Genomic DNA, 12,629 nt, shown 5'->3' with positions numbered 1-12,629 from the left:
AAAATGGCAAGAGAAAAGTTTGAACGTACGAAACCGCACGTTAACGTTGGTACAATCGGTCACGTTGACCACGGTAAAACTACACTAACTGCAGCAATCACTAACGTACTTGCAAAAGTATACGGTGGTGAAGCACGTGACTTCGCACAAATCGATAATGCTCCAGAAGAGCGTGAGCGTGGTATCACAATCTCAACTTCACACGTTGAATACGACACTCCAACTCGTCACTACGCACACGTAGACTGTCCAGGACACGCTGACTATGTTAAAAACATGATCACTGGTGCTGCACAGATGGACGGCGCGATCCTAGTAGTAGCAGCGACTGATGGCCCAATGCCACAGACTCGTGAGCACATCCTACTTTCACGTCAGGTTGGTGTACCTTACATCGTAGTATTCATGAACAAATGTGACATGGTAGACGACGAAGAGTTACTAGAATTAGTAGAAATGGAAGTACGTGAACTACTTTCAGAATACGAATTCCCAGGTGACGACCTACCTCTAATCGCAGGTTCAGCTCTTAAAGCGCTAGAAGGCGAGAAAGAGTGGGAAGACAAGATTGTTGAGCTAGCAGAAGCACTAGATTCATACATCCCAGAGCCAGAGCGTGACATCGATAAGCCATTCATCATGCCTATCGAAGACGTATTCTCAATCTCAGGTCGTGGTACAGTTGTAACAGGTCGTGTTGAGCGCGGTATCATCAATACTGGTGACGAAGTTGAAATCGTAGGTATCAAAGAAACTACAAAGACAACTTGTACAGGTGTTGAGATGTTCCGTAAGCTTCTAGACGAAGGTCGTGCAGGTGAGAACATTGGTGCATTGTTACGTGGTACTAAGCGTGACGAAGTTGAACGTGGTCAAGTACTAGCGAAGCCTGGTTCAATCAACCCACACACTAAGTTCGAATCAGAAGTATACGTACTATCTAAAGAAGAAGGTGGTCGTCATACTCCATTCTTCAAAGGTTACCGTCCACAGTTCTACTTCCGTACAACTGACGTAACTGGTGCAGTTGAGTTACCAGAAGGCGTAGAAATGGTAATGCCTGGTGACAACATCAAGATGGTTGTAGAGCTAATCGCTCCAATCGCGATGGACGAAGGTCTACGTTTCGCTATCCGTGAAGGTGGCCGTACTGTAGGTGCTGGTGTTGTAGCATCAATCCTAGACTAATCTGTTATTCATAACTGATTATTGAAAAGGCTCCTTCGGGAGCCTTTTTTGTTTTAAGCTTTAAAGCTTCGTACTTTTCTATCCAGCCATCGGCTGCTGACCGACAACATCTTTTGGCATTTCTTCAACCAATGCCTAGCGATGTCGTACTCATAACTTAATATAAACAAACCAGGGATCAGTAAGAGTAGCGAGGGGCCTGGAACGATGATAAAAATCATCCCCAAAAGAACCAAGCCACCACCGATAATGTGAATAAATAAGAACCTTAGGGCTTTTATTATGTTCATAGTCTAATACTCTTAATATTTACGTTTTATTTATAGTAAGTGAGAATGTTGCTCGCTACTCTGGCTATTAATCAATGGACACTTTGCCATCGATTTCTTTGATGTCGACGTCACCACTTCCAGAACTTAAGATCGTTAATCCTTTGGTATTTTTAACAAAAATATCGCCAGAGCCATCTTCAATAACTACATTGTCATCGGTATTTTTGACAACTAAGTCGCCGGAATTGTCATCAACTTCAACAAGTCCTGTGACCTGATTGATAAGAATATCACCCGAACCATCTTCAAGCTCAATGTTGCCAATTACATTATTGATACTTATCTCACCTGAGCCATCTTCAATTTCTATATCGCCTTTGACATTGGTAATTTGAATACCACCAGAGCCATCATCTATAGATACGCCTGCTTTGATATTATCTATCTCAATATCGCCCGAACCATCGTCTATTTCTAACTCAATTGACTCAGGAACGTTGATATTCAATTCGATATACGGTGAGTTGCCTTTCCACCAATTCATTGTTGAGTGGAACGAGGCTTTCAAGTAGGCAGTATCACCGCGGCGAACGAGTGTGAGGTCAACGTTTTCCTCTTTATCGGTTCTAATATCGGCCTCTACGTTTATACTTGTATTTGATTCGTCACCTTTAACGTACAAACCTCCTGCACCACTGTCTACTACGAGCCTTTTAATGCCATCAGAATCGACAGACAAAGTCTCACTCAAACGAAGGTTTGCTTCTTTTGCGTGACCGACATGAATAACACAGCCTGATAAAAGTGTTGTCATGATTCCCGCCAAAAATAACTTTTTCACAATTTTTCCTTTTTTATCATTATGTTCTAACGTATATACTTATGTATTGTTCAATACTGGTATGGTTTAAAGCAAAATTCGGGCACATCGTTAATCTTTTAAAAAGTGTAATAAAAACAACAGTTTGCAATTTTGGGTTGTTGCATGAGTATTTTAGATGTGGCCAAATAGACTACTAAATGGCGAATTTGTTAAAGAAAAAGGGGTTTTATTGTGTTTAAAAAAACAACATTGATGTGTTTGGTGTTAACTGTGTCCGTTTTGTCAGGGTGTGCAAAGTCGCCAACTGGCCGAAGCCAAATTACTCTTTTTTCAGAGCAAAAAATGGCGACAATGGGCGCCCAATCCTTTGATGAAATGAAGCAGCAAATCCCTATCAGTAAAAACAAAAAGTTAACCCGTTTTGTTCAGTGTGTCGCAGATTCAATTACGCCATTTGTCAGCAAAGAGTCTCACAAAGGCGATTGGGAGGTCGTGTTGTTTGATTCTGAGCAAATCAATGCCTTTGCGTTGCCGGGTGGAAAAATAGGTGTCTATACTGGCATTTTGAACGTAACTGAAGATCAGCATCAGCTAGCTGCAATCATGGGACACGAAGTGGGTCACGTCATTGCTAATCATTCAAATGAAAGAATGTCTTCAAGCTCGTTGGCGCAAACAGGGCTTCAGGTCATTAATGTCGGCCTCTCTAGTCAAGATGCTCAAACTCAAAGTATGGTGATGGCGGGCTTAGGTCTTGGCGTACAGTATGGCGTATTAATGCCGTATGGGCGTGCTCATGAACGTGAGGCAGATATTATTGGCCAAGATCTAATGGCACAGGCGGGATTCGATCCTCGCGCCGCAGTAAAGCTGTGGAAGAATATGGCAAAAGCAAGCGGAGGCTCACCACCTGAGTTTATGTCGACTCACCCTTCGCACGAAACTCGAATAAACAAGCTTACTGATAATTTGACAAAGACTCTGCCTCTCTATAAAAAGAGTAAGCAAACCCCAGATTGTCAAAAACCGTAACATTTCGTAACAAATTGGCATCCACACGTGATTGTCGGTTGTTGGTCGTTATCGCACAATAGCTTTAGTATCAAATTGGTACATATGGAGTAAGGGATGCTGGTATTAAAAAGAATTGAATCTAAATATTTTCGTTATGGACTAGCACTAAATTTATTTAACGATCTTCGAGGTATTCCCTTATTGGGCATTGCCGCTAGCTTAGCGTTTGCTTTTTTATTTATGTCTGAGCTGAGTGCCGTTTTTTTGCTCGGTTGGTTGGCACTAATGACACTGGTTTATAGTCGCCTTCAATTCACTTTAGTGGGCCAAAGAAACAAGCCAACAACAGAGAACTTCTCCGATTGGACCTGGAAAGTAATTAGAGGTTTTTTATCTGTTGCTCTTGGCTGGATGTTATTGCCACTGCTTGTTTTACCTACGTTAACAGGGTGGTCCGAACTCACCTTTGCACTGATGATGTTCGTGGTTATAGCACTTCCGTTACCTATTTTTAGTAATTGTGTCCCACTGGCTGTCCTCAATCCCACTATTGTTTTTACAGGGACTGTGATTGGTGTGTTACTCTTTGCAGAGCCACAACAAAGCGGTCTCTTTACCTTGTGTACGCTGATGGTTGGTGTTTGCTATTTATTCGTTAAATATAACCGTATGGCCCTTTACAATATCCGGTCCAATGACAATCAAGATGCGTTGGACCAAAGCAAACTAAAACTGTCTGCTCTAGAGCAAGAAAAAGTCCAAGATAATGTTACTGGGCTATTTAACTTTAACGGCTTTACTAATTCCTTTATCAATGAATTAAAAATTGATGACAATGCCTACGTCATATCACTCAAAGTGAAAGACGCACAAAATATTTACGCCAGTCAAAACAAACGTGTTGCAGATGAGTTATTAAAGTCCTGTGCACTTCGTCTTTTAAATTGTAAACAGTCTGCTGAACAAGTTTGTCACATCGGTATGGGCGAGTTTATGATTGGCGGCTTGGGTGCACAAGGCAGAGTCCGAGCTGACGCTTTTCGTCGAGCATTCGATACACATTTAACCTACCTAGGAAAAAGCGATCCTGTTCAGGTTTGTATTGGTTTTGCTTTATATCCTGCCGAGTCAGCCACGCTTGAAAACATTACGTTTCATGCCATGACAGCAATGAATCAATCGTACAGTAACGGTAGCCGAGACGTAATTGAGTACTCACCTAATATTTCCTCAAAGTTAGTTAACCATTTGAGTTTGAGCAAAGCCATTGTGCCAGGGCTACGCTTGGGTGAATTTGAACTCTATTACCAGCCTAAGTACTGTGTAGAACATCAAGTCGTAAAAAGCGCTGAAGCATTACTTCGTTGGCACAGTAGTGAATTTGGGCCGATAAGTCCGGTCGAGTTTATCCCTATTGCCGAGACTACAGGGGACATCGTTGAGCTGGGTTATTGGGTATTGGACCAAGCTGCTGAGTTTTTGTGTTCGAGCGAATTACCTGCAGAGTTTAGTCTAGCGGTAAATCTGTCTATAAAACAATTGGAAGACGAAGGGTTAGTTCACTATATCAACAAGCTAATCAAATCGTTACCTGCAGGGCGTTCGCTAGAATTAGAGTTAACAGAAAGTGTCCTTTTGACTAACAACGATATTGTCACCAACTCACTGACTCAGCTCTATCAAAAAGGCGTGAGTTTGGCCTTGGATGACTTTGGAACCGGTTATTCGTCATTAAGCTACTTGAGCCGTATTGAAGTAAATACAGTGAAATTAGATAAGTCATTTATCGACCCTGTACTGACAGATAAGAAACACCAAGTATTGGTCTCGTCGATTATAGATTTGGTGGGCAATTTAGGGTTAGAAATAGTCGCTGAAGGGGTCGAAAACAAGGAGCAATTATCTTGGTTACGCGACCATGGCTGTCCTTTAGTCCAAGGCTATTACATTTCCAAACCATTGCCAAAAGAAGAGTTTTTCGAACAATTCTGCACCGAAGTTAAATTGTCCAATGTAGAGAGTTCGAACCTCGAAAAACATATTTCTGCGTAATAAACTAGGCGCAAAAATTTTGGTAAAAAAAGACCGAGTAGGGTAGCCCTCTCGGTCTTCATCTTATTTATACCTTTATCTTTCTAAGACAACACGGTAACGCGCTTTTCCTTCGTCTAAATGTTCAATAGCGTTGTTGATGTCACTAAACTTAAACATTTCAACTTGGGGTTTAATGTCGTGCTGTACTGCAAAATCCAGCATGGTTCTAATTGTTTCAGGACTTCCAACGGGCGACGACGAAATCGAACGTTGCTGAGCCATCAAACCAAACACGCTAACATCTAAGGGCTCGAGCGTTGCTCCAACAAAATGAAGTCGGCCTTTTGGCTTTAACGTTGAGATGTAGAGGTTCCAGTCAAGCTTTACATTGACCGTTGATAAAATGTAATCGAAACGGCCAGCCGCTTGTTCTATTTCTTTCTCGTCTCTGGAGTTGATTGTGTCATGTGCGCCAAGCGATTTGGCTTCTTTCACTTTATTTTCGCTAGAGGTAAAGGCGGTAACCTGACAACCCCATGCATTTAAGAACTGCAATGCCAAGTGCCCCAAGCCACCGATACCGATGACAGCCACCTTATCCGTCGGCTTAATATCAAATTGAACCATTGGGTTAAAGACTGTAATACCACCACAAAATAGCGGCCCGGCCACTTTTTTATCCATGCCTTCAGGTAGAGGAATCACCGCTTGTTGATTGGCTATGACTTGTTCGGCGAAACCGCCGTGTCGTCCAATAATCGTAGACTCAGCTGAAGAGCATAGGTTTTGATCACCAGTGCCACAACTTGAGCATGTTTGGCAATAATCAGAGTGCCAGCCCAATCCAACAACTTGCCCAGTGGATAAATTGGAGACATTTTCACCAACTTTTTTGACGGTACCAACGACCTCGTGTCCTGCGACAAGAGGGTATTGCGACATTCCCCACTCATTGTTGATCATGGACAGATCGGAGTGGCAGATACCACAATAGTCAACATCGATGAGTACGTCCTCTGGGCCGACTTCGCCAATATCGATATCCATTTCAGTAAGTTGCGCGTTCGCCTCTGGGGCTGCATATGCTTTTACCATTTTGACTTTTCTCCCTTATCAATGGAATATGATGGAATAAAGATAGTAGTGGTTTTACGTTTTTAACAGCTAGAAAGACCATAAATAACAATAAATTAATGAGAAATAAGATGCTAAAAAAAGGAACCACTTGGTTTTGCTCAGTTTTATTAGGTATATCAGTATTACCATTTATGAGCAGCGCAAAAAGCGATTATGCGACCTTCTCAACTTCGTCATACACGATTTATCTAGTAAGACACGCCGAAAAACAAAAAGATGCTGCAGATAAAAGAAACCCACCTTTGACGCAATGTGGGCAAGAGCGCGCAAGCCAGTTAGCAGATATATTAAAGGGTGTTGAACTTGAGGCGGTTTATTCGACTGACTACAAGCGAACTCAGGGCACAGCCAAAGCCATTGCTGACTCACAAAACCTCGAGATAAAAGGCTATGACCCGAGACAACTTGAGGTCTTTAGCCAAACGGTAAAATCTCGTGAACAAACGGCGCTAATTGTCGGGCATAGCAACACAACCAATGTTGTAGCCGGTTTTTTAGCAAATAAAACACTACCTCAAATCGACGAATCGGAATATGACCGGCTATATCAGGTCACGCTGAGTAACCACAGAATCAAGCCGACGGACGAATTAATAACTACTGCACATTTTCAACTTTTACATCAGGCGTTTGTATGTAAATAACAAAATAAATTAACTTCGAGGACAAGGATTATGCTAAAAAAAGCGGGGAAATCAGGTCGAATTCTGGCATTAGCCGGTTTATTTTCAATGGTAGCGATAAGTAGTCACTCATTAGCCAATGAGGTGCCAAGTGCGAGTCAAGTCAATGAATACTTAGACTACTTTAAAACAACTTCTCCTTGGCCAGAGGTACGTAAACAACGAGTAGAAAAGTTGTTACCACAGGCGATGGCAAAGGCCGAACAAGACCTTTGGCTGGTGGTTTGCCGTGAAAATGACAATGATCCTTTAGCCAAACACGTAGGTTGTGAAAACGCTGGTGGTACCGCAGTAATTTTATTTGCTAAGCAAGGGGAAAGTGTCAGCTCTACGATTTTTTCACCAGTTAGTGAGTCTACGGCCCTTAAGGAATTAAAAACCTTCGACAAAGTCATTGACGTGGATAAAGGTGATAGTGCTATTAAACATACGGCTAAGTATTTAAGTACGTCATTAAAACCATCGAGTATTGCTGTTAACAGTTTTACCGACAATCCACAAGCTGATGGCCTTAGTCATACCCAATACCTCGAGCTTAGTAAGGCTCTCAAATCTTACTCCAAACAAGCTGTTGAGTTAGTTTCGGCAGAAAATATCATCTATCACTGGCTAGCACGTAAACTGCCGGTGGAAGTTGAGATTATGGCGAAGGCGGCTGCGGTTACGTCTCGCTGGGAGTATGAGGCTTATCAACAAGTGATTCCTGGGGTGACAACAGATAAAGATGTTGCTGACTTTTTAGATAATAAGATTGCTGAAGCAGGCCTTCAGGATGCGTGGTCTCCAAGTCAAAACCCAGCCGTAAACTCAGGGCCTGATCGCGGTCATTCACATCCAACTAATCGTGTTATTCAACCTGGTGATGTGATTCAAATTGATTTTGGCATAAAAGTATTCGATCAATGGGTCACAGATGTTCAACGATTTGCATATGTATTAAAGCCTGGCGAAACAGAAGCGCCAGCTGACATAAAATATGCTTGGCAAAATGCGTTAAAAGGCGGGAAAGCGGCATTTGATGCGATGAAGCCCGGAGTTTCAGGTGAGTCGGTAAACAAAGCCCAAAAAGAAATAATGAAACGTGTTGGGTCTTTACCAGTAATCTGGAGTACAGGACATCCCGTAGGTTATGTCGCTCACGACACAGGACCTAATTTAGGTGTGCGCTCAGCCAGTGAAAAAGCACTAGATGTCGGCATGACGTTTTCTTTTGATGGCTTTTATAGTTGGCCGTATAAAGCAGATGCTTCTCTAACTAAAACGATTTCGGTTGAAGAAATGGTAGTGATTGAACCATCTGGCGCTCGTTTCTTAACACCACCACAAAAAGAGTTGGTCCTTATTTCATCTCAAAAATAAGTTACTCAATTCTATCTAGCAAATTTGCGGACCTAGGTGTTACTGCCAATAAATAAGAAATCACACTCACAGAGTCAAATGTCGCTTTGTGAGTGTGAGTCTAGGTGGTTTATGAGGGGCTACATTGTTCTCGGATAATCACCTTAGGTTCGGTAGTTAAAACAGGCTAGCCTTGATCACCGTACATTTTGTGCATTCCTTTATGTTTGCGTTTTTCTTTTCGTTTCTCTTTACGCTTTTCCTTAAACTTAGCCAGCTTTTGTTTTTGCTCTTCGTTAAGTACTAGAGCAATTTCTTTACGGACCTTTAGTTTTTCAACTTTTAATGCGGCTTTCAGCTCACCTTGTCGTTTTGCAATTGCAAGAAGTTCAGCTTCATTAACATCGCTTTCTTTTTGCAAGTTACGCCATTGAGTGTGTAATGACTTTAGTTCGTTGATTTCAGCACTTCGGGCATTTCGAGTGTTTTCGATTATATTCTTAATTTGTTCTTTCTGATCTTCAGATAGTTGAAGACGCTTAGCGACACGCTCTTTAAGCAATGGTGAAGAAATAAACTCAGGTCCTGCAATAGCAGGTTGTGTACTTAGCGCTCCGACTAACAGGAGGCCTGTTACTAGAGAGGTGATAATAGTTGGTTTCATTTTGATGACTCCAAAGTTGGCTATACAAGTTGCTGAACGTTTACTGGAATTAAGTTCAGCGGATTCGTTTTTCACTTTAGCCAATACAATGCAAATAAACGCCAACGGACTGCAAAGTAGTGTAAATATAGATTCAATGTTACCTTGATTTTTTTACTATTGGTTTAGACAAAGAAGTAAAGAGACCTTTCCTATGACCGCTAAACACGTACTGGTTATTGACGATGATACCGAGCTGACTCAGTTATTAAGAGATTATTTAGAATCTAATGAATTTAGTGTCACCACTAGCCATGATGGTAAAGAGGGCTTATCACAAGCCACTGAAGCGGATTACGACGTGATATTACTCGATGTAATGTTGCCGAGCATGGATGGGTTTGAAGTGTTGCAAAAACTCCGTCAAACCAAGTCAACCCCGGTTATTATGTTGACCGCCAAAGGGGAAGACTTCGACCGAATTTATGGGTTAGAAGTTGGTGCAGATGACTATATTCCCAAACCCTTTAACCACAGAGAATTACTGGCTCGAGTAAAGGCCATGGTTCGTCGTGTTGACTTGTTAACCCAGCCAAGTGATAACGGCAAAATCTGCTTTGAAGAAATCGTAGTGAACACCCACAGCCGGACAGTGTTAGTTGCGGGCCATGCTCTTAATCTCACTGGTACTGAGTACGAAATTTTACAATTACTTCTTAAAGAGCCGGGCAGTATTGTCAGTAAAGAAAGCATAAGCCAAGACGTGTTGGGCCGCCGATTAGCTCAGTATGACCGATCTATCGACATGCATGTCAGTAACTTACGTAAAAAAATTGCCGAGTACACACCTAGTGAGCGAATCAAAACGGTTCGTGGTGCGGGCTATGTCGTTGTCGGAAATGGGTAGTAAACGTAATGAAAAAATTTAAACCTTATTTAGTTCTAAAGGTATTTAGTTACTTTTGGTTGTCGATTGTCGCCACCATTGTTCTTTTGTTATTGATCAGCTCGTTGAGTTTTGTCGACGTTGTCGACAAACCACTTAAGGGATACAAGGTAAAAGAACTCAAAAAGATATCATTGTTTTTATCAAGAACCACCGTTGGAAAGCCAAGCCAACGGCAACTCAAAAGACTTGTACACGCTTCATCGAAACGTCGATACTTATATCTTCAAGGCCCAACCGCCAACTTGTCAGTAGCAAGCAGACCTCTGCCTGAACACATTGACTTGTCGGTTTTGAATAATATCGACACTCAATACCCTCATGCACTGATGACCGAACATTTTCATGCATATGGTCCGATTGTCGTCCCGTTAAGAACGGGTGACTACTTGTTATATGAAGTTAAGCTAATCAGAGACCCACCGTTATTCATCAAGCTAAAGCTACTGCCTGTTTGGGTAAAAATGGCTGTACCTGTTGTGATGTCATTATTATTTGCATGGTTATTTAGTCGTTCTATAGTGTCGCCAATTAAGGCATTGAGAGACAGCGCCAATGACATTGGTAAAGGTCGGCTCAATAGTCGAGTAAACAAGCACCAAAGTCGTAACGATGAACTCGGCGAGCTGATATTAGATTTTAATAAAATGGCCGAGCAACTGGAAAGCTTAATGGGCAGTCAAAAACGCTTGTTAGCTGATATTTCACATGAACTGCGATCGCCATTAACTCGTTTGTCTTTGGCGACGGGACTTGCCAAAGAGGCGGATGAAAGTAAACGCCGGGGTTATCTAGATAGGATTGAAAAAGAGGCGACCACACTCGATGAAATGATAGGTTCGGTCCTCATGTTGTCGCGTTTAGAAAATCGCCAACAACACCTTGAGAAGGATGACATCTCTATTTCTGATCTTATGACACCAACACTTCAAGACGCCGAGTTTGAAGCAAAGAGTGTAGGTAAGGAGATGCATGTTGAAGCATTGCCTTTGGCCATAGTCCATGTCGATCAAAAGATAGTGGTCAGTGCCATTGATAATGTCTTACGAAACGCGATTCGTCACGCCAAACTCAAGATAAATGTTCGAGTACACCAACAGGATAACTCAATAAAAATCGTCATCAGCGACGATGGCCCGGGTGTACCAGAACATCTATTGAAAAAGTTAGCAGAGCCTTTCTATCGCCACAGTGAGTCACGTACACGCTCATCAGGTGGTGCCGGACTAGGACTGGCGATTGCCAAAAAAGCCATGGCAGCACACAGTGGCCAACTCACATTAAGAAATGGTGAAGCTGGTGGATTAGAGGTGAGTTTGTGTTTGTTAGTAAATGACAAAAAGCGCTCTGATTAGAGCGCTTTAGTGTTGATAAAAAATTAGACGAGAAAGTCTATGTTATTCAACCGTCACAGATTTCGCTAGGTTACGAGGTTGGTCAACGTCAGTACCTTTGATGATAGCAACGTAGTAGCTCAATAACTGCAGTGGAATTGTATAGACAATTGGTGCAATCAATTCGTCAACGTGAGGCACTTCCATAACACGCATAGTATCATCGCTCTTGAACGATGCGTCTTTATCAGCAAAGACGTACAAGATACCGCCACGGGCACGTACTTCTTCAACGTTTGATTTAAGCTTTTCTAACAATTCGTTGTTTGGTGCAACAACGATGATTGGCATTTCTGCGTCTATTAGAGCGAGAGGGCCGTGCTTTAATTCACCGGCTGCGTATGCTTCTGCGTGGATGTAAGAGATCTCTTTAAGCTTCAGCGCACCTTCCATCGCGATTGGGTACTGATCGCCACGACCTAAGAATAAGCTGTGGTGTTTGTCAGCAAATTCTTCCGCTAGCTTTTGAATGCCGTCAGACATAAGAAGGGTTTCTTCTAGCTTAGCTGGTAGGCTTGATAGTGCTGAAACAAGTTGCTTTTGAAGCTCAGCAGTCATGCCTTTTTGCTTACCTAACGCTGCCGTTAACATTAATAATGCCACTAGCTGAGTCGTAAATGCTTTCGTTGATGCAACACCAATTTCTGCACCTGCGTTAGTCATAACGGCTAGGTCAGACTCACGTACTAACGATGAGCCAGGTACGTTACAGATAGAAAGGCTTGCTTTGTAGCCGATTTCTTTAGCAAGACGAAGCGCTGCTAATGTATCTGCCGTTTCACCAGATTGTGAAATCGTTACGATTAGCGAGTTCGCTGGAACAAACGACTTGCGATAACGGAACTCAGACGCGATTTCGACGTTACAGCTTACGTTTGCTAGTGATTCTAACCAGTAACGTGCAACCATGCCCGAGTGGTAAGATGTACCACAAGCGATGATTTGAACGTGGTCGATGCCTTTTAGAATTTCTGCTGCGTTTTCGCCTAGGTATTCTTCGATGACGGTTTCGTCATTGATGCGGTTCGCTAATGTGTTACGAACTGAAATTGGTTGTTCGTGGATTTCTTTTAGCATGTAGTGACGGTATTCACCTTTGTCACCTGCATCGTGAGTGATGTCAGATTCTTTAACTTCACGCTCAACGGCATTACCGT

The 12,629-nt window shown here is 42.3% G+C and carries 12 protein-coding genes; 7 read left to right on the top strand and 5 right to left on the bottom strand.

Going from position 1 to position 12,629, the window contains the following annotated elements; genetic code table 11:
* Positions 1 to 3: 3 nt before the first annotated feature.
* On the top strand, positions 4 to 1,188 hold the full coding sequence (tuf, locus tag AC4E96_RS12865) for an elongation factor Tu (RefSeq protein WP_490256101.1): 1,185 nt from the start codon (positions 4 to 6) through the stop codon (positions 1,186 to 1,188).
* Positions 1,189 to 1,241: 53 nt separating this feature from the next.
* Here tuf and AC4E96_RS12860 read toward each other — a convergent pair whose 3' ends face one another.
* Together AC4E96_RS12860 and AC4E96_RS12855 are read right to left on the bottom strand one after the other, a co-directional pair.
* Entirely contained in the window at positions 1,242 to 1,478 is a 237-nt protein-coding gene (locus tag AC4E96_RS12860) for a PGPGW domain-containing protein (protein ID WP_488034143.1), read from the bottom strand.
* A 67-nt stretch (positions 1,479 to 1,545) separates the two neighbouring features.
* Positions 1,546 to 2,301 (bottom strand): DUF4097 family beta strand repeat-containing protein, encoded by a 756-nt coding sequence (locus AC4E96_RS12855; protein WP_490256100.1) that lies wholly within the window; start codon positions 2,299 to 2,301, stop codon positions 1,546 to 1,548.
* Between the two features lie 213 nt (positions 2,302 to 2,514).
* Between AC4E96_RS12855 and AC4E96_RS12850 the strand changes: the two genes are divergently transcribed.
* Positions 2,515 to 3,315, top strand: a complete 801-nt coding sequence (locus AC4E96_RS12850; RefSeq protein ID WP_490256099.1) for a M48 family metallopeptidase — start codon at positions 2,515 to 2,517, stop codon at positions 3,313 to 3,315.
* Between the two features lie 96 nt (positions 3,316 to 3,411).
* Positions 3,412 to 5,349, top strand: a complete 1,938-nt coding sequence (locus tag AC4E96_RS12845) for a putative bifunctional diguanylate cyclase/phosphodiesterase (RefSeq protein WP_490256098.1) — start codon at positions 3,412 to 3,414, stop codon at positions 5,347 to 5,349.
* A 75-nt stretch (positions 5,350 to 5,424) separates the two neighbouring features.
* Here the strand turns inward: AC4E96_RS12845 and ahr are convergent, their stop codons facing one another.
* Positions 5,425 to 6,426 (bottom strand): NADPH-dependent aldehyde reductase Ahr, encoded by a 1,002-nt coding sequence (gene ahr, locus AC4E96_RS12840; protein WP_490256097.1) that lies wholly within the window; start codon positions 6,424 to 6,426, stop codon positions 5,425 to 5,427.
* A gap of 173 nt (positions 6,427 to 6,599) precedes the next feature.
* Between ahr and AC4E96_RS12835 the strand changes: the two genes are divergently transcribed.
* Entirely contained in the window at positions 6,600 to 7,112 is a 513-nt protein-coding gene (locus AC4E96_RS12835; RefSeq protein ID WP_490256096.1) for a phosphoglycerate mutase family protein, read from the top strand.
* A 30-nt stretch (positions 7,113 to 7,142) separates the two neighbouring features.
* Complete coding sequence (locus AC4E96_RS12830) at positions 7,143 to 8,510, top strand: M24 family metallopeptidase (protein WP_490256095.1); 1,368 nt, start codon at positions 7,143 to 7,145, stop codon at positions 8,508 to 8,510.
* A 166-nt stretch (positions 8,511 to 8,676) separates the two neighbouring features.
* Here AC4E96_RS12830 and AC4E96_RS12825 read toward each other — a convergent pair whose 3' ends face one another.
* A complete protein-coding gene (locus AC4E96_RS12825; protein ID WP_488034150.1) occupies positions 8,677 to 9,153 on the bottom strand; it encodes a Spy/CpxP family protein refolding chaperone in 477 nt (158 codons plus the stop codon).
* 193 nt (positions 9,154 to 9,346) lie between these two features.
* Here AC4E96_RS12825 and AC4E96_RS12820 point away from each other — a divergent pair, with 193 nt between their 5' ends.
* Together AC4E96_RS12820 and AC4E96_RS12815 are read left to right on the top strand one after the other, a co-directional pair.
* Positions 9,347 to 10,039 carry a response regulator gene (locus tag AC4E96_RS12820; RefSeq protein ID WP_488034151.1) on the top strand — a complete coding sequence of 231 codons (693 nt, stop codon included), beginning with the start codon at positions 9,347 to 9,349 and terminating at the stop codon, positions 10,037 to 10,039.
* Positions 10,040 to 10,047: 8 nt separating this feature from the next.
* Entirely contained in the window at positions 10,048 to 11,433 is a 1,386-nt protein-coding gene (locus AC4E96_RS12815) for an ATP-binding protein (protein WP_490256094.1), read from the top strand.
* A gap of 42 nt (positions 11,434 to 11,475) precedes the next feature.
* On the opposite strand, the gene glmS is transcribed toward AC4E96_RS12815, so the two are convergent.
* Positions 11,476 to 12,629, bottom strand: a 1,154-nt coding sequence (gene glmS, locus AC4E96_RS12810) for a glutamine--fructose-6-phosphate transaminase (isomerizing) (protein WP_490256093.1), incomplete at its 5' end; no start/stop codon positions are given.

The sequence above is a fragment of the Psychrosphaera sp. genome (assembly GCF_982872775.1).
This window is presented reverse-complemented; position numbering and strand designations above follow the sequence as displayed.

Excerpts from the sequence above, each read along its gene's own strand:
- AC4E96_RS12860 (WP_488034143.1), bottom strand. The coding sequence starts at position 1,478 with ATGAACATAATAAAAGCCCTAAGGTTCTTATTTATTCACATTATCGGT.
- tuf (WP_490256101.1), top strand. The coding sequence starts at position 4 with ATGGCAAGAGAAAAGTTTGAACGTACGAAACCGCACGTTAACGTTGGT.
- AC4E96_RS12845 (WP_490256098.1), top strand. The coding sequence starts at position 3,412 with ATGCTGGTATTAAAAAGAATTGAATCTAAATATTTTCGTTATGGACTA.
- AC4E96_RS12825 (WP_488034150.1), bottom strand. The coding sequence starts at position 9,153 with ATGAAACCAACTATTATCACCTCTCTAGTAACAGGCCTCCTGTTAGTC.
- AC4E96_RS12820 (WP_488034151.1), top strand. The coding sequence starts at position 9,347 with ATGACCGCTAAACACGTACTGGTTATTGACGATGATACCGAGCTGACT.
- AC4E96_RS12830 (WP_490256095.1), top strand. The coding sequence starts at position 7,143 with ATGCTAAAAAAAGCGGGGAAATCAGGTCGAATTCTGGCATTAGCCGGT.
- AC4E96_RS12835 (WP_490256096.1), top strand. The coding sequence starts at position 6,600 with ATGAGCAGCGCAAAAAGCGATTATGCGACCTTCTCAACTTCGTCATAC.
- ahr (WP_490256097.1), bottom strand. The coding sequence starts at position 6,426 with ATGGTAAAAGCATATGCAGCCCCAGAGGCGAACGCGCAACTTACTGAA.
- AC4E96_RS12815 (WP_490256094.1), top strand. The coding sequence starts at position 10,048 with ATGAAAAAATTTAAACCTTATTTAGTTCTAAAGGTATTTAGTTACTTT.